The sequence below is a fragment of the Paraburkholderia strydomiana genome (genome assembly GCF_031456815.1).
GTDB classification, from domain to species: domain Bacteria; phylum Pseudomonadota; class Gammaproteobacteria; order Burkholderiales; family Burkholderiaceae; genus Paraburkholderia; species Paraburkholderia caledonica.
The window spans coordinates 72,762-90,207 of the sequence record NZ_JAVDVL010000013.1; the positions used below are offsets into that span (position 1 = coordinate 72,762).

Consider the following 17,446-nt stretch of genomic DNA (forward strand, 5'->3'; position numbering starts at 1 on the left):
CTCGTGTGCGGCTCGAGCATCGAGCCGCGCGGGTCAGATGAGCAGGATTCTATCGAGCCGAGCTTACGGATTCGCAACGCCGGCGCTTACACAAATTACGACGAAAACCGCGGACCTACGCCGCGTGGCCGGACATCATGTCGTGCTCGATCCAGTCGATTACCGACGTGCGTTTGGGCTGCCAGTCCAACAGCTTGCGTGCGCGCTCGCCGCGTACGCGGCTATTCGAGCCGAGCCCGTACGAAGCCATTTCGTAGCCCCATTCCTTTTGCGCTTCTTCGAGCGGCCAGTCTTGCGGCTCGCCGAGCTTCATCGCGCGCGCGATGGCTGCGCTCATTTCGCGGAACGACGCTTCGCCGCTTTCGACGAAATAGAACGTGCCGGCCGGGCTTTTCTCCAGTGCGAGACGATAAAGCTCGGCGACGTCGTCGATATGCACGTTCGACCATGTGTTGCCGCCGCTGCCGACGTGTCGCACGACGCCGCTCTTTTGAGCCTGTCGCACGAGGCGCGGCAACTGCACGCTTGCGCTGCCCGCTACCGCACCGTGGCCATAGATCAGCGTATTGCACAGCACCGCCGAGCGGATGTTCTGTTGCGCGGCTTCGAGGACCCGGCGGTCGATTGCGACGCGCGCGGCCTTGTCGGCGGTCGGCTCCGGCAGAGCGTCTTCTTGATAGATGCGCGCTTCGGCCGCTTCGCCGCCGGATGCGTCGCCGACGATGCTCGAACCGCTCGTGTGCAAGAACGGTTTGCCGGAGCCCGAGAGTCCTTCGATCAGCGCGCTCACCGCGCCTTCGTGATCGCTGCTGGCGGCGTTGATGACAGCGTCGGCGGCTTGCGCCTCGGCAATCAGCAACGCGCGGTCGTCGAGCGTGCCGATAACCGGCTCGATGCCGAGCCGTTTCAGTTCGTCGCTATGTTCGGGCTTGCGAATCAGACCGCGCACCTGATGACCGGCGCGCACGAGATGCGCCGCAATGGAACCGCCGATAAAACCGCCCGCGCCTGTAATGAATATCTTCAAGACCTTCTCCTGAGTGGAAATCTGATGACAGGCAAACAGTATCCGCCGTCTTCATTCTCGCAAAAAGCGTGTTAGTCTCAAATCAATCTTGACTGTGAATCAACAATGAAAACATCCACCGACGAGTTGCTGGTGTTCGTCAGCGTGATCGACAGCGGCTCGATCACGGCGGCCGCGGAAAAGCTCGGGCAGACCGTGTCAGGCGTGAGTCGCGCGCTCACTCGCCTCGAAAAGAAGCTGGACACGGCGCTGGTGAGGCGCACGACACGCCGTTTGCAATTGACCGAAGAGGGCGAAGGCTTCCTGCAGCGCGCCCGCGCGATTCTCGACGCGATGGAAGAAGCCGAGGAGTCGGTCACGCGCAAGCGCCGCAGGCCTTCGGGGCGCTTGCGCGTCGACGCGGCGTCGCCGTTCATGCTTCACTGCATTGCGCCGCATATGACGGCGTTCTCCGAGCTGTATCCCGAGATCCGACTGGAGTTGACCAGCAACGAGCGGATCGTCGATCTGCTGGAGCAGAAGGTGGATATCGCCATCCGGATCGGCGCGTTGCAGGACTCCACGCTGCATGCTCGCGCACTCGGCAGCAGCAAACTGCGCGTGGTCGCGAGTCCCGCGTATCTGGCCGAGCACGGCGAGCCCAGATCGGTCGATGCTTTGGCCGAGCATCGGCTGATCGGATTTACGGCGCCGGAGCATCTGAACCGCTGGCCGTTGCGCGAGCGAAGCACAGGCAAGGGGAAGGGGAGCCGCAACGGCAACCGCAACGCCAACGCAGAGCCGTTCAGAATCGAGCCGTCGATCACCGCATCGAGCGGCGAGACCTTACGGCAACTCGCGCTGTCGGGCTGGGGCATCGCGTGCCTCGCTGAATTCATGATAGCCGCCGACATCCGCGACGCCCGCCTCGTGCCGATTCTCGGCAATGTGCTACTCGACGAGCGCCAGCCAGTCAGCGCGGTGTATTACCAGAGCGCGTCGCTCGCGGGGCGCGTGCAATGTTTTCTGGATTTCATGGCGGCACGCGTGCAGTTGTAGCGCTGCATCCGGAGTCACCCGTTGTCGAAGGAAGCCCGCGGCTCGCATGAGTTGGCGGGCTTCGTTGCGTTATGGGGTGGGTTTTTCAGCGCTGCTCATCGATGCCGGGAGGGTTTTTGTCCGCGTGGCGGTCAGTATATTGGACGTGTATATACAAGTTGGCCGTTGGGGAAGGCAGCGACTTCGGTCCGCGCTGGCGGCGCGAGCCGATCAAGGAACGCCTTACGATGCGGTGCAGACGGCCTTAGTGGAAAGCCCTGGTCCCGAAAGCATTAAAAACAAGTTGTATATACAAGACGGCGCGGCTAGACTTCTCTCAAATTGTATAGACAGGACAACAACCATGATGACTCTGAAGCCCGGCCACCTCACTCTCCCGCAACTGCGTCAGATCGCGCGGGAACATGTGCCGCTGCGACTCGATCCCGCAAGCCACGCGGCTATCGACGCATGTGCGAAAGCGGTAGCGGACATCGCCGCGAAGGGCGAACCCGCGTATGGCATCAACACGGGCTTTGGGCGTCTCGCGAGCACGCATATTCCGCATGACCAGCTCGAACTGCTGCAACGCAATCTGGTGTTGTCGCACGCGGTCGGGGTAGGTGAGCCGATGTCGCGCCCGGTCGTGCGTCTGTTGATTGCGTTGAAGTTGTCGAGCCTCGGGCGCGGCCATTCCGGCATCCGCCGCGAGGTCATGGAAGCGCTGATCACGCTGTATAACGCCGACGTGTTGCCGGTGATTCCGGTGAAGGGTTCCGTGGGCGCATCGGGCGACCTCGCGCCGCTCGCGCATATGTCGGCGGTTCTGCTCGGCGTAGGCGAGGTCTTCGCGAAAGGCGAACGTCTGCCGGCCACCGAAGGTCTCTCGCTCGTCGGTCTGAAGCCGCTCACGTTGCAAGCGAAGGAAGGCCTCGCGCTGCTGAACGGCACGCAGGCGTCGACTGCGCTCGCGCTCTACAACATGTTCGCGATCGAGGACCTGTATCGCACCGCGCTGGTAGCGGGCGCGTTGTCGGTCGATGCGGCGGCCGGTTCGGTCAAGCCGTTCGACGCACGCATTCACGAATTGCGCGGACATCAAGGTCAGATCGACGCGGCATCGGCATATCGCTCACTGCTGCAAGGTTCGGGCATCAACGTGTCGCACGCCGATTGCGACAAGGTTCAGGACCCGTACAGCCTGCGCTGCCAGCCGCAAGTCATGGGCGCGTGTCTCGACCAGATGCGTCACGCCGCCGACGTGCTGCTGCTCGAAGCCAATGCCGTGTCCGACAATCCGCTGATTTTCCCGGACACCGGCGAAGTGCTCTCTGGCGGCAACTTCCACGCGGAGCCGGTCGCGTTCGCCGCGGATAACCTCGCGCTCGCCGCCGCGGAAATCGGCGCGTTGGCCGAACGCCGCATCGCGTTGCTGATCGACGCGACACTGTCCGGCCTGCCGCCGTTCCTCGTACGCGATGGCGGCGTGAACTCCGGCTTCATGATCGCCCACGTAACGGCTGCCGCGCTGGCATCGGAAAACAAGACGCTCGCGCATCCGGCTTCCGTCGATTCGCTGCCCACGTCCGCGAACCAGGAAGATCACGTTTCGATGGCCACATTCGCTGCGCGCAAGCTCGGCGACATCGCCGAAAACACGGCCAACATTCTGTCGATCGAATTGCTCGCCGCCGCGCAAGGTGTGGACCTGCGCGCGCCGCACAAGACGAGCCCGAGTTTGCAGAAAGTGATGGACGTGGTGCGCAAGGACGTCGCGCATTACGAACTGGATCACTACTTCGCGCCGGACATCGCGGCCGTGACGCGACTCGTGCAGAACGGCACGATCGCGAAGCTGAGCCCGTTTTCCTTCGTGTCCGAACAGTAAGCGAATTCGTGCGGGGCTACGTGCGATGAGGCGCCGCTCAGCATCCCTGCGCGGCGCTCAGCGCCCCTAGGCACCCCGACCGGACCATGAGACACAGCAGCCAATGAACGCACCCGCATATCAGGGCATCAAGGACTTCATCCTCGCGCGCATTCACGCGGGCGAATGGGGCGAAGGCGACCAGGTGCCCTCCGAAAACGAGCTTGCACGCGAATTCAACGTCGCTCGCATGACGGTGAACCGCGCGCTGCGCGAGTTGACCTCGGAGCAGGTGCTGACGCGTGTGCAAGGCTCGGGCACGTTCGTGGCCCGTCCCAAGTACGAATCGACGCTGGTGGCGATCCGCAGTATCTCCGACGAAATCGTCGCGCGCGGTCATCGCTATCAGGCGAAGGTGCTGCACATTGGCGCGAGCATCGCCGATGCGGCGCTCGCCGAAGAAATGCAGGTAAGCGCGGGTAGTCCGATATTTTATTCGCGCGTGCTTCATTTCGAAAACGACGAGCCGGTGCAGCTTGAAGAGCGCTGGGTCAATCCGGCTGTCGCCCCCGAATACGCGTTGCAGGATTTCACGAACACCACGCCGAACCAGTATCTCGTGCGAGTCGCGCCGTTGCAGCGCGTCGAATATCGCATCGAGGCATTGGCGGCGGACGGCGATACCCGCGAGCTGTTGACCATGGACGAACTGGAGCCTTGCCTCGTGCTGCATCGGCGAACCTGGTCGCAAAGCCAGGTCGCTTCGATCGCGAATCTGTGGCATCCGGGCAGCCGTTACCGTTTCACCGGACATTTCTGATTTTTGCTTTCCCTGATTCTTCCCTGACATATCCCGATCATCTTCAGGCATTCCGAGGGCCACCATGAACAACCCGAAACACATCGACCCGCGTCTCGACCCCACCCGCACGATCCGTGCGCCGCGCGGTGCTGAGAAGACCTGCAAGACCTGGATCGCGGAAGCCGCGTACCGGATGATCCAGAATAATCTGGACCCCGAAGTAGCCGAGCATCCTCACGCGCTCGTGGTGTATGGCGGCATCGGCCGTGCGGCGCGCAACTGGGATTGCTTCGACCAGATCCTTATTTCGCTCAAGGACCTGAACGAAGACGAGACGCTGCTGATTCAATCGGGCAAGCCGGTCGGCGTTTTCCGCACGCATGCAGACGCGCCGCGCGTGCTGCTCGCGAATTCGAATCTGGTCCCGCACTGGGCGACATGGGAGCATTTCCACGAGCTCGATCGCAAGGGCCTGATGATGTACGGCCAGATGACGGCGGGCAGCTGGATCTACATCGGTAGCCAGGGCATCGTGCAGGGCACGTACGAAACGTTCTTCTCGGTGGCCAACCAGCATTTCAACGGCGATCCGGCGGGCCGCTGGATCCTGACGGGCGGTCTGGGCGGCATGGGCGGCGCGCAGCCGCTCGCCGCGACGATGGCCGGCTTTTCGATGATCGCAGTGGAATGCGACGAGACGCGCATCGACTTCCGTTTGAAGACGCGTTACGTGGACAAGAAAGCCAAGACACTCGACGAAGCACTCGCCATGCTCGAAGAAGCGAAGCAGGCGGGCAAGGCAGTGTCTATCGGTTTGCTCGGCAACGCCGCCGACGTGTTTGCCGAGTGCGTGACGCGCGGCATCACACCGGACTGCGTGACCGATCAGACGAGCGCGCACGATCCGATTCACGGCTACCTTCCTCAAGGCTGGAAGGTCGAAGACTGGCGCGAGCGTCAGAAGACCGCGCCGGATTCAATCGTCGTGCCGGCGAAAGAGTCTATGGCCAAGCAGGTGCAAGCCATGCTGACGCTGCAGGAACGCGGTGCCGCCACGCTCGATTACGGTAACAACATTCGTCAGATGGCGCTCGAAATGGGCGTGAAAAACGCCTTCGATTTCCCTGGCTTCGTGCCGGCGTACATCCGCCCGCTCTTTTGCGAAGGCAAGGGGCCGTTCCGCTGGGTCGCGCTGTCGGGCGATCCAGAGGACATCTACAAGACGGACGCTAAGGTCAAGGAACTCATTCCCGACGATCCGCATCTGCACAACTGGCTCGACATGGCGCGCGAACGCATCGCGTTCCAGGGATTGCCGGCGCGTATCTGCTGGGTCGGCGTGAAGGATCGTTACCGTCTCGGCCAGGCATTCAACGAGATGGTGAAGAACGGCGAACTGAAGGCGCCGATCGTGATTGGCCGCGATCACCTCGATACCGGTTCGGTGGCGAGCCCGAATCGCGAAACCGAGTCGATGAAAGACGGCTCGGACGCAGTCAGCGACTGGCCGTTGCTCAACGCGTTGCTGAATACGGCAGGCGGCGCCTCGTGGGTGTCGCTGCATCATGGCGGCGGTGTCGGCATGGGCTTCAGCCAGCATTCGGGTGTCGTGATCGTCGCGGACGGCACGGACGCCGCGAAAGAACGCCTCGGCCGCGTGTTGTTCAACGACCCGGCGACCGGCGTGATGCGTCACGCGGACGCGGGCTATGAACTCGCGCAGCAAACCGCGCGCGAAGCGGGCCTCAATCTGCCGATGCTGGGCCGCTGAGCATGACGTTAGCGGGCAGCACAGGCGCTGTGGAAAGCGGCTCCGCGCGCGGCGTTACATTGATCCGCGGTGCGGAGCTCGTAGCCGTACCGTGGAAAAACGGCGGCGGGCTCACACGCGAAGTCGCGGCGTTTCCTGCGGATGCGGGGCTCGACACGTTCGTGTGGCGCGTGAGTGTGGCGGATGTCGCGCAAGCGGGGCCGTTCTCGCGATTTGCGAGCATCGATCGCACGCTCGTGTTGTTGTCCGGCGCGGGCATGTTGCTCGATGAGACCCATCCGGACCACACGTTGAAGACCCACGCGCTGACTCGGCCGCTCGACATTGCGCGCTTCAGTGGTGAGACGGCGATCGACGCGCGGCTTGTCGACGGTGCGACGCGCGACTTCAATCTGATGGTGCGTCGCGACTCGGCGCAGGGCGAGCTGGCAGTGTGGCGCGCGGCGGCCCCGCACGAGACGCAGCCCGAAAGAAGGTTGTCCGCCGACGTCGTGCTGCTTTACTGCGCGAATGGGCCGCTTGCCGTCACATTGGGCAATGCACACGATGATGCAAACCGAAGTGCGCACCCGCAGTGGCTGCAAACTGGCGACGCGTTGCGCATCGACACGCCGAGCGCGTTGCGATGCAAACTGGAAGGCACGGGCGCGCTTCTCGCAATCAGCATTCGCTACACGCAACGATGACCATGGTTCACGCGTGCGTGACGTTGCACGGCAGCGCATGCGCGGGGACCTCCTTACACACGCAACGAGCTGCAAGAGCACGCGATGAAGCAAACCGTCTGGCATCAACTGAACTTGTGCCCTCAGGGCGATCCCGAACACACGCTGCGCGATGCCGCGATCGCGGTTGAGAACGGCAACATCGTGTGGCTCGGCGCGGCCGCCGGTTTGCCTGCGGAATACGCAGATTGGCCGCGCGAAAATCTGCATGGCGCGTGGCTGACGCCGGGGCTCGTCGATTGCCACACGCATCTCGTGTACGGCGGGCAGCGTGCCGATGAATTCGCGCAGCGCCTCGCGGGCGTCAGCTATGAAGAGATCGCGCGGCAGGGCGGCGGCATCGTGTCCACGGTGCGCGCAACGCGTGCCGCGACCGAAGACGAGTTGTTCCGGCAATCGGCCGCGCGACTCGAACCGTTGCTGGCCGAAGGCGTGACGGCAGTCGAAATCAAATCCGGTTACGGACTGGATCTGGAGAGCGAGCGCAAGATGTTACGCGTCGCGCGCCAGCTGGGCGAACGTTATCCGGTGACGGTCTACACCACGTTCCTCGGCGCGCACGCATTGCCGCCCGAATTCGCAGGCCGCGCCGACGCGTATATCGACGAAGTCTGCAACACCATGCTGCCCGCGCTCGCAGACGAAGGTCTGGTCGACGCGGTCGATGTGTTTTGCGAGCGCATAGGCTTTTCACTCGAACAGAGCGAGCGTGTGTTCAATGCCGCCGCGCGCTACAAACTGCCGGTGAAAATGCACGCGGAGCAGTTGTCCAACGGCGGCGGCACGGCCCTCGCGGCGCGTCATCGGGCGCTGTCCGCGGATCACCTGGAGTTTCTCGACGAAGCCGGCGTCGCGGCAATGAAAGAAGCCGGCACGGTGGCCGTGTTGCTGCCGGGCGCGTACTACTTCATTCGCGAAACGCAATTGCCGCCGCTCGATCTGCTCCGGCGTTACGAGGTGCCGATTGCAATTTCCACCGACATCAATCCCGGCACTTCACCCACCACCTCGTTGCTGCTGATGATGAACATGGCGAGCACGCTGTTCCGCATGACCGTGCCTGAAGTACTGAAGGGCGTGACGTCGCATGCGGCGCGCGCGCTCGGCAAGGCGGACCGGCACGGCTCGCTCGAAGTGGGCCGCGCAGCTGACTTCGCGGTATGGTCGGTCGATTCGCTCGCGGAATTGGCTTACTGGATAGGGCGTCCGTTGTGCGCGCGGGTCGTGCGCGCGGGCGAGACTGTTTATCGTCCTTCGACACGCGACGCGAACTGAGCCGGGACCTGAGAGATGACACAAGCAAAACAAACGCTATTCGCGGAACACGCGTACCTGCCGGGCGGCTGGCGCCGCGACGTACTGCTGGAATGGGACGTCGACGGAAACCTGACGACGGTCGAGCCCGACACACGCGACGTGCCTGCGTCAGTGGCCAGAGCGGCGGGTCCGATAATGCCTGGCATGCCGAATCTTCATTCGCATGCGTTCCAGCGCGCAATGGCCGGCCTGACCGAATATCGTGGCTCATCGGCTACAGGCGCCACCGACAACTTCTGGAGCTGGCGCGATCTGATGTATCGCTTTGCCGCGCGTATCTCACCCGAGGGCCTCGCCAGCGTCGCACAATGGCTCTACATCGAAATGCTGAAGGCGGGCTACACGTCGGTGTGCGAGTTCCATTACGTGCATCACACGCCGGACGGCGGGCGGTATGGCAACCCGGCGGAACTCGCGCAACGCGTGGTGGATGCAGCATCGGCCAGCGGCATCGGCATGACGATGTTGCCGGTACTGTATCAATACAGCGGCTTTGGCGCGCGCGCGCCGCGCGACGACCAGCGGCGCTTCATTAATACGCCCGGTAGCCTGCTCGAACTGCTCGGTGCATTGCGCGCCGCGCGGCCTGAAAATGCGGCACTGCGCTACGGTGTGGCGCCGCACTCGTTGCGCGCCGTCTCCGAGCAATCGTTGCGCGAACTGCTCGGCGGGCTGGACGGCAGTGCGCCGGTTCACATCCATATCGCCGAACAGACTGCCGAAGTCGACGCGTGCGTGGAAACAGAGGGCGCGCGTCCGGTCCAATGGCTGCTGGACCGTTTCGACGTCGACAGCCGGTGGTGCCTCGTGCACGCCACGCATGTCGATGCCAACGAGACGCTTGCGCTCGCGAGGAGCGGCGCGGTGGCCGGCTTGTGCCTGACCACCGAAGCGAATCTTGGCGACGGCCTTTTCCCCGCGCAAGAATATCTCGACGCGAAAGGGCGCATCGGCGTCGGCTCGGACAGTCATATCGGCGTGGACTGGCGCGCGGAATTGCGTCTGCTCGAATACGGGCAGCGTTTGACGCGCCGGCAGCGCAACGTGCTCGCGTCCGCGCAAACGCCGTATGTGGCAGACCGTCTTTTCGATGCGGCGCTCGAAGGCGGCGCGCAGGCAACGGGCCGCGCGACAGGCGCATTGCAAGTGGGTCATCGCGCAGACTGGCTGGTGCTCGACCCGAATCATGCGAGCATTGCCGAGCATGCGCCGAGCGCGTGGCTCTCGGGCGTTGTATTCTGCGAGCACGGCGAGACGCCCATCCGCGATGTGTACGCAGGCGGCGACAAGGTGGTCGACAATCGCCGGCATCGCGACGAAGAGGGCGCTTACGCGCGCTATCGCGTGGCGCTCGCCGACCTGCTGAAATGACGTAAAGCAGCGCATCGTGCATTACGTGGCTGCGTCACTGCAAAGATCCTGCGAAAGAGAACTGACATGACTGCTTCGAATACTCCGCCGGTTTTCACGCTGCATCAAGGAAGCCTGCCGTTGCTGATCTCGATCCCGCATGTAGGCACCGAAATCCCCGCCGACATCGCCGGAACGATGACGCCCGTAGCGTTTCGCACCGACGATTGCGACTGGCATCTCGACCGGCTCTATGCGTTCGCGAAACGCATGGGCGCGTCGATTCTCATGCCTACTTACGCGCGCTATGTGATCGACCTGAACCGTCCGCCCGACGGAGCGAACCTCTATCCGGGCCAGGACACAACGGGACTCTTGCCCGTCGATACCTTCGACAAGGAGCCGTTGTATCTGGAGGGCCATCTGCCGGACGAGGCCGAAGTGGCCCGCCGTCGCGATGCTTACTGGGTGCCGTATCACGACGCTCTGGCGGGCGAACTTGCCGCGCTCAAAGCTCGCCATGGCAAGGTGCTGCTATGGGAGGCGCATTCGATCCGCTCGCATGTGCCGCGCTTCTTTGACGGACGCTTGCCGGACTTCAATTTCGGCACCTCGAACGGCGCAAGCGCGGTGGCGGGTTTGGGCGAGGAACTGGCGGCTGTCGTCGAGCGACATGGTGGCTATTCGGCTGTCGCTAATGGGCGCTTCAAGGGCGGCTACATCACGCGGCATTACGGGCAGCCTTCGCAAGGGGTGCACGCGGTGCAGTTGGAGTTGTCCCAGATCACCTATATGCAGGAACAGCCGCCGTACGCGTACGACGAAGCGCTCGCAGCGAAGGTCGAGCCGCTGCTCGAGCAACTGGTCGCAACGGCATCGGAGCGCGTCAAGGCCGGTTGACCGCGGCCTCTCACTTGCAGGCCTGCTGTTTTACCGGACCTCATCCATCATTTCCACGCGCTTTGCGGAGTTGCGCTAAGTCTCGCGCCGCTTCCCCGCGTCGGCCCAGACCGCGAAGGTGTAACAGCGTGTGTCCGCGATTGCGCGCCACGCCTTTCGCGCACAACGTATGGCGTTATGGCGTCCGCATCTGACGAATCACTTTACGCCGCGCGAATCCGTCGATAAAAAAAGCCCCGCAAGTAGCGGGGCTTTGCGATGCGCGCGACGCGTGCGATGCGAGGCGTTCGCGGCGGCCGTCGTGTCCCTCGATGTGAGGGCAACGATTAGCGGCAGTGGCGTTCCCAGTGATGATGCACGCGCACCTTATGGCACACCTGGTGGTGGTGATGCTCATAAGCTTGTGCGGGAGCGATTGCGCTGAGAGCAGCGGCGGCTGCGGCAATGGCCAGAACAATTTTCTTCATTACAAAACCCTTAATCAATGTTGGGAAACTCGCGGTGCAGCACGACCTATGCCGCACGGTTTGCAAGCATGCCACATCGGCGCGCGCGGAGCAGGAACGTCGTCCCGATGCAACGTGTCGAACAGCGCGGCGAAGGTAAAACGGCTACGTGCATTGACATTGAGCGATGCAAGCCGGGTCGATTCACGGCTCCGTGTGCGATCGCGTGCGCCGCTTGCCAGTGAGGCCGTGCAACGGCTACCCTTTCAAAACGATGACGCCCGCAATGGCGTCGTCTTTACATCGGGCAAAAGATGGAAGACCCAGCGATGGAAGATTCCGACGAATTGCTGCTCCCGGTCTGGCGCGCGAATCTCGTGCTGTTGACGCGCGAGGTCGGCGCGGCCAGTCGTCTCGCACGCATGATGACTTTCTCCGCGAGCTACCTGAAGTTGATGTTGTCCGGCCAGCGCGAATTCAGCGAGGAGTTCGTACGTGGCATAGAAGCGGTGACGGGTCTGCCGAATGGCTGGATGAACACGCCGCATACCGAAGCCGAGATCCCGCCCAACGCGCGCGAGGCAATCGACAATGAACAGCCCCTCGCGCGGTTTCGCGGCACCGCGCATCCCGTGCGGAAGAAGACCGTGCTGCGGCCACCTGAGCCGATTTTCGGCCAGGCGTCGCCTGCCAGACGCATCGAAGACGAAAGCATCGACGCTGAAGCGCATCGACGCCAGGCGTATTTTCGCAAGGTCCGTGAACTCGCGGTGCAGGAGGTTCGGCGTTTTGAGCGGCACATCGTGCATGCGCCGGTTGAACTCGCGTCGTTGCGATCGAGAGTGGAAGACGTGATTGCCGCCGCCGATGCGGACGATCCGATCCAGGCGGATCTTGCGGGGCGGCTCGAGCAGATCGAGAAGCATCGGCATCTGCTGCTCAGGCATGTCGAGAGATTGCAGGCTCTGCTCGGCCAACTCGGTGAAGGCGATTGATGATTGATTGGCGGCGCGGGGAACATTGTTGATGATGCGCTACCGGGCGTGCCTGCACATCGCCGCCGCGCTTGCCTTGTTCGCGGCGGCCGCTACCGCTTTTGCCGCAGACACGCGATCGGACGCATCCGGCGACGACCGTGCGCCTTACACGACTGAGCGCGACGTCCATCTCTTCACGATCCAGAAAGACGGCTCGATCGAAGAACACGACGACAGCGTGCTGCGTGCGAATACGACGAGCGGCGTGGACGACATCGCGCAACGCTATGTATGGTTCAACAAGGACATCGAGCAGGTGCAACTGCTCGCGGCCGAGACGATCGACGCCGACGGCGCGACGCACGCGGTCGGTCCAGAAGCGATCCGCGATATTCAGGAGCCGCGCTCGGCGGGCGCGCCGAGCTTTCAGGACGGCGTGTTGCGAACCGTGATTTTTCCCGGCGTCGAGCCCGGTTCGCGCGTGCATCTCACGTTTCGCAAGACGCGCGCGAAGCCGTTGCAGGCGGGTACCTTCGCCTACCTCGTAGAGCCGACGAGCGAACCCGTCGAGGAACAGCGCCTGATCTTCGATCTTCCCGCCGACGTGCCGCTCTACGCCGACGCGCGCGGCTATACCGCGTTGCCGCCGGTCACGGCGAACGGCCGCACACGCTACGAATTCGACTACCGGCACGGACCGTATGCGCGGCTCGAAGCGGGCGCCGTCGGCTACGCGAATTGGGGCGATCGTCTGATGGTGTCGACCGTGCCCGACTTCGCGAGCTTCGCCGCACGTTACCGGGGACCCGCGGCCGACGCCACCTTCAACGATCCGTCCATCGTGCAGCTTGCACAGTCGCTCACCGCGCGTGCCGCCGATCCCCGCGAGAAGGCGCACATCCTTTACGACTGGGTACGCATGAATATCCGCTACGTCGCGCTTTTTCTGGGCGAGACGGCGGCGATTCCGCACAAGGCGGCTGACATCCTACGTAACCGTTATGGCGACTGCAAGGATCACGTCGCGCTTTACAGCGCGCTGCTGGCCGCCGTCGGCATCCGCAGCGAGGCTGTGCTGCTCAATCTCGGGCCGTACTATAGATTGCCGGACGTGCCGGGCTATGGCGCGAGCGCGATCAATCATGCGATCGTCTGGATTCCTGATCTTTCACTGTACGCGGACACGACGGCGGGCGGCGTGGGCTTCGGTTATCTGCCGGCGGCGGCGATGGACAGGCCGGTGCTGCTGGTCGGCGAGGGCGTGCTATCGCGCACGCCGGCCACTCAGGTGCGCGAGCGGCGCGCGCGCGTGCAGATCGACGTCGACGAAAACGGCACTGCCGACTACGCGTACCGGGTCGAAGACGCGGGCTTTACTGCGGAGATCGAACGCAATGTCTTTCGACGCGCTTCGCGTCAGCGCACGCAACAGATTGCCGCCAACCGTCTGTTGCAGACCGGCCTGCATGGCACCGCGCAGTTACGCACCGGCGAGGTTGCGGTAACCGACGGGCCGTTCGCGACGTGGATGCAAGGCAAGGTCGAGCATTTCGTATGGACCGACGGCACCACGGCGATGCCGACGCTTACGAGCTTCTCGGGCGGAATGGGCTCGCAGGTGCAGGCGTGGCTCGCGGAGCCGGTGCGCACGCAGCCGTGGGCATGCATTGGCGGAGACTTCGACGAGACACTGGAAATCACGCTGCCGCGCTTCGCCAACGTGACCGACACGCCCGCCGACACCGACGTGCAGAACCGGTTTCTGATTTTCTCGTCGCGCTATGTGTTCGACCGCGGGGCACGCGTGCTGCAGATCAGGCGGCAACTGCACGCCGCCTTCGGACACCAGATGTGCTCCCCCGCAGAGTTTGCCCAGATCAAAGACGATCTCGTGCGGATCGAGCGCGACCTCGACGCGCAAATCGTCGTCAAGGCCGCGAAGCTTGCGGGGGGCGTAAGCGCGAAGTAGCGCCGCGCTCAGGAGCCGCTCTTGGTCACGATCGGAACCCACGTGCCGTTCTTGACCTGATAGAGCGTCGACGCGCCGCTTTTCAGCGCGCCGGTGTTGTCGAACGAGATCTTGCCGGTCACGCCTTCGAAGTCGATTGCCTTGAGAACCGGCCGGTAATCGGCGGGCGAGGTCGATTTGGCCTGCTGCATGGCCTTGATCGCGGCCCACGCTCCGTCGTAGCCGAACGGCGCATACGACAGGATCTCGCCGCCAAAGCGCTTCTTGAACTTCGCGGAGAAGTCCTTGCCGCCGGGCAGTTGCGCGAGCGGACGGCCGTATTCCCAGGCCATCACGCCTTCGGCTGCGTCGCCGGCAAGCTTGATGAACTCCGGATCCTCCACGCCGCCGCCGCCCACCAGTTGCGCCGTCACGCCGAGTTGCTTCATGCGCCTCGCGAAGCCCGCGGCCTGCGTGTCGAGGCCGCCGAAGAAGATCAGGTCCGCGTTCGCCGCCTTGATCTTGGTGATCTGCGTGCTGAAGTCGACTGCGTGATTGTCGGTGTATTCGCGCGCGACGATGTTGCCGCCATGTGCCTTGACGGCCTTCTCGAATTCGTCGGCTTCGCCCTGGCCAAATGCGGTGCGGTCGTCGATGATCGCAATGCGTTTCGCCTTCGACACCTCGACCGCGTAGACGCCTGCATTGCCGGCATTTTGCGCGTCCGTGGAAATCACCATGAAGGTGTTTGCAAAGCCTCGGCCGGTAATGATCGGGTTTGTCGCGGCGGGGTCGATGACCGGGATGCCGGCCTGCTCATAAACCTGCGAGGCGGGAATCGTCGTGCCCGAGTTGAAGTGGCCGACCACCACCGAAACGCCCGCATCCACCAGCTTCTGCGCGACCTGCACGCCGATGCGCGGGTCCGCCTGGTCGTCCTGCGAGACGATCTGGAACTGCGCGACCTTGTCGCCGATCTTGATCTTCTGTGCGTTGGCTTCCTCGATAGCGAGCCGGACTCCGTTCTCGAGATCCTTGCCGTAGCCGGCATTGGCCCCGGTCATCGGCGCGGCGAAACCGATCTTCACCGGCAGGTCGTCGGCGAAACTGGCGAGCGGCGCGGCTGCGATCATGGCGCCAACGAACAGAGCAAGCGGTTTGAGCGTGTTGTTAAAACTCATGGTCTCTCCTTACTTCGACAGTTCCAGGTTATGAAAGCGGCAAGGCTGTGATGTGTGTCCGGCTTGCAACGAGAGACTAAAGAGGATGGCTCGCGATACACAATGCTGGAATACGCGCACTCGGGTTTGCACGCCGGTCATGTGGCGCGAATATAGAAAGCCAATATGCCGCCGTCTTGGCAGTTCGCTGCGCTTTGGATGAGAATTTCGGCATAAGCCGCGCGCGTGCGGACGGGGCGCGTGACGCGCGGCAGGGCGGGGGTGCGGATTACCGCACATGCTTAAGAGACGTAGGGGAAACGTTTAGGGCATGTGCGGGCGTGGTGCCGCGTGTGGGCGGCATGCGGCGGCGGTGAGTAAAGACAGACTCAACGCAATGCAACGCTTGTTGCGTCGAGCGGTGGGCCCGGCTCTAGCGCTCGCCTTGCTGGCGCAGCACTTCTTCGCGCAGACGCAGCAGGGGCGCCTTGGTTTCGTCGTCAGCCCATGTGTCGAGATCGTCGATCGCGCGCTGGCAGCCGTCGAGCACAAGGTCGAGATCGACCGGCACGCCGTTGTTCAGCGCGAACTCGATGGTCTCGGCAAACTGCTCGCACTCGTCTTCGCCATAGGAGATGTCGAGGTTGTCGGCAATCACTTCGGCGATGTTGCTGCGCGCCTTGTCGTCGGGCGTCACCATGTCGATGATGCCGCGCGCCACGGCTGGCGAGTAGTAGAGCGCGATGTCGAGCCACTGCGTGGGATCGAAGTCAGCCTGGTCGAACTGGTTCTCGAAGAACTCGATGGCTTCCTGTTCGTGCACCTCGTCCGCGTCGACGCTGATACACAACTGCTCGAAATACTCTTCCCGCTCGCTGCGGATATAACCGTCCATCGATGCCTCGTCTGCTGAATGCCGGTGCCTGAAAAAGTTGCTGCGCGCGTGAGGTGTTGCTTCGCGCACGCGGCACGCATTATAGGACGACCGGCAGGCCGCCAAGGTTCCGTGCGGCTCAAAGCATCGCGTTGCCGCCTGCGGCAAGCGCAGCGGCTATGCGGTCTCCGCCACCCATGCGTCGAACCACTCACGGGGTTGCGCGATTTCGTTTTGCGCAGCCACCAGTTCGAGCTCGTAGCGCCCGGCTTGCCAGGTCAGCTTGACGACGGCGTTGACTGCCGCGAGCGTGTGCTCGAACGCCGCGCGAATCGTATCGCCCAGCAGCGTGCGAGCGACGAACACCGCGCTCGTCAGATCGCCGACGCCTACCGGTTGCCGCGCGAACGGATAGAGCGGGCGCTGGCACATCCACGCCTCGCGCTCGGTCACCACCAGCATGTTGAAACGGTCGGCGGGACTGTTGCGATCGAGCAGGTGTTTGACCAGCACGAGCTTCGGCCCGCGCGCGATGATCTCGCGGCACGCGGTGACGGCTTCTTCGAGCGTCTCGATCTCGCGGCCAACGAGCCGCTGCAACTCGGTATGGTTCGGCGCCATGGCGTCGGCCATCTCCGGCATGGTGTTCACGAGGAATTCCTGGATGCCCGGCTCGACCTTGCAGCCGCTCGCCGCACCCATCACCGGATCGCAGAAGTACCACGCGCGGGGATTCGCGGCCTTTACGGCCTTGACGATTTCCAGTACCGATTGTGCCTGTTCCGGCGTGCCGAGGTAGCCCGAGAGCACGGCGTCGCAACGTGGCAGCATGCCAATGGCGCCGATGCCCTCGGCAAGCTCTTCCATCTGCGCGGCATTGATCGCCGTACCGGTCCAATGGCCGTACTGCGTGTGGTTCGAGAACTGCACGGTGTTCAGCGGCCACACGTTCACGCCAAGCCTACGCATCGGGAAGACGGCGGCGCTGTTGCCCGCGTGCCCGAAAACGACATGTGACTGAATGCTCAGAACGTTCTTCGTCATGGTATGGCTCGCGCAGTTGTTCGTGCGCGATCGGTGAAAACGGGAGGGATGCGCGGCGACGGTGCCTCGGCATGAGCCGAATGCCGCGCGCGCAGGACTGCTTCAGACGCTGCAAGAATAATGCACGGTCTGCATCGTCAGGAAACAATACATGAGTTTGACGCGGGGCAGTTGATCCGTCCCCGTGCTGTTGCGCCGAACCATCACCAAAGATGTGCGGC

The 17,446-nt window shown here is 63.3% G+C and carries 15 protein-coding genes; 10 read left to right on the plus strand and 5 right to left on the minus strand.

What is annotated here, in order from left to right; all coding sequences use genetic code 11:
* Positions 1-115: 115 nt before the first annotated feature.
* On the minus strand, positions 116-1,027 hold the full coding sequence (locus J2W46_RS27790; RefSeq protein WP_310358028.1) for an NAD-dependent epimerase/dehydratase family protein: 912 nt from the start codon (positions 1,025-1,027) through the stop codon (positions 116-118).
* 105 nt (positions 1,028-1,132) lie between these two features.
* Here J2W46_RS27790 and J2W46_RS27795 point away from each other — a divergent pair, with 105 nt between their 5' ends.
* The 8 genes from J2W46_RS27795 (at position 1,133) to hutG (ending at position 10,776) form a co-directional block, all read left to right on the plus strand.
* Positions 1,133-2,065 carry a LysR family transcriptional regulator gene (locus tag J2W46_RS27795; RefSeq protein WP_288827560.1) on the plus strand — a complete coding sequence of 311 codons (933 nt, stop codon included), beginning with the start codon at positions 1,133-1,135 and terminating at the stop codon, positions 2,063-2,065.
* Between the two features lie 343 nt (positions 2,066-2,408).
* The gene (gene hutH / locus J2W46_RS27800; RefSeq protein ID WP_020069885.1) at positions 2,409-3,932 is read left to right on the plus strand and encodes a histidine ammonia-lyase; all 1,524 of its coding nucleotides are present in this window, start codon (positions 2,409-2,411) and stop codon (positions 3,930-3,932) included.
* 103 nt (positions 3,933-4,035) lie between these two features.
* Positions 4,036-4,731: a histidine utilization repressor gene (gene hutC, locus J2W46_RS27805; protein ID WP_087753145.1), complete on the plus strand. Its 696-nt coding sequence runs from the start codon at positions 4,036-4,038 to the stop codon at positions 4,729-4,731.
* A gap of 64 nt (positions 4,732-4,795) precedes the next feature.
* A complete protein-coding gene (gene hutU / locus J2W46_RS27810; RefSeq protein WP_310358031.1) occupies positions 4,796-6,484 on the plus strand; it encodes a urocanate hydratase in 1,689 nt (562 codons plus the stop codon).
* Positions 6,485-6,486: 2 nt separating this feature from the next.
* Positions 6,487-7,170, plus strand: a complete 684-nt coding sequence (locus tag J2W46_RS27815) for a HutD/Ves family protein (protein ID WP_310358033.1) — start codon at positions 6,487-6,489, stop codon at positions 7,168-7,170.
* 84 nt (positions 7,171-7,254) lie between these two features.
* Entirely contained in the window at positions 7,255-8,484 is a 1,230-nt protein-coding gene (hutI, locus tag J2W46_RS27820; RefSeq protein WP_310358035.1) for an imidazolonepropionase, read from the plus strand.
* Positions 8,485-8,499: 15 nt separating this feature from the next.
* Positions 8,500-9,897: a formimidoylglutamate deiminase gene (locus tag J2W46_RS27825; RefSeq protein ID WP_310358039.1), complete on the plus strand. Its 1,398-nt coding sequence runs from the start codon at positions 8,500-8,502 to the stop codon at positions 9,895-9,897.
* Between the two features lie 66 nt (positions 9,898-9,963).
* A complete protein-coding gene (hutG, locus tag J2W46_RS27830; protein ID WP_131321031.1) occupies positions 9,964-10,776 on the plus strand; it encodes an N-formylglutamate deformylase in 813 nt (270 codons plus the stop codon).
* Positions 10,777-11,102: 326 nt separating this feature from the next.
* Here hutG and J2W46_RS27835 read toward each other — a convergent pair whose 3' ends face one another.
* Positions 11,103-11,243 (minus strand): hypothetical protein, encoded by a 141-nt coding sequence (locus J2W46_RS27835; protein ID WP_164701943.1) that lies wholly within the window; start codon positions 11,241-11,243, stop codon positions 11,103-11,105.
* A 308-nt stretch (positions 11,244-11,551) separates the two neighbouring features.
* Here J2W46_RS27835 and J2W46_RS27840 point away from each other — a divergent pair, with 308 nt between their 5' ends.
* Together J2W46_RS27840 and J2W46_RS27845 are read left to right on the plus strand one after the other, a co-directional pair.
* On the plus strand, positions 11,552-12,217 hold the full coding sequence (locus J2W46_RS27840) for a hypothetical protein (protein WP_020069878.1): 666 nt from the start codon (positions 11,552-11,554) through the stop codon (positions 12,215-12,217).
* A gap of 31 nt (positions 12,218-12,248) precedes the next feature.
* Entirely contained in the window at positions 12,249-14,168 is a 1,920-nt protein-coding gene (locus J2W46_RS27845) for a DUF3857 domain-containing transglutaminase family protein (protein ID WP_310358043.1), read from the plus strand.
* A gap of 8 nt (positions 14,169-14,176) precedes the next feature.
* On the opposite strand, the gene J2W46_RS27850 is transcribed toward J2W46_RS27845, so the two are convergent.
* The 3 genes from J2W46_RS27850 to pdxY form a co-directional block, all read right to left on the minus strand.
* On the minus strand, positions 14,177-15,328 hold the full coding sequence (locus J2W46_RS27850) for a branched-chain amino acid ABC transporter substrate-binding protein (RefSeq protein WP_020069876.1): 1,152 nt from the start codon (positions 15,326-15,328) through the stop codon (positions 14,177-14,179).
* Positions 15,329-15,740: 412 nt separating this feature from the next.
* Positions 15,741-16,202 (minus strand): hypothetical protein, encoded by a 462-nt coding sequence (locus J2W46_RS27855; protein WP_020069875.1) that lies wholly within the window; start codon positions 16,200-16,202, stop codon positions 15,741-15,743.
* A 156-nt stretch (positions 16,203-16,358) separates the two neighbouring features.
* The gene (pdxY, locus tag J2W46_RS27860; RefSeq protein WP_020069874.1) at positions 16,359-17,225 is read right to left on the minus strand and encodes a pyridoxal kinase PdxY; all 867 of its coding nucleotides are present in this window, start codon (positions 17,223-17,225) and stop codon (positions 16,359-16,361) included.
* Positions 17,226-17,446 lie beyond the last annotated feature (221 nt).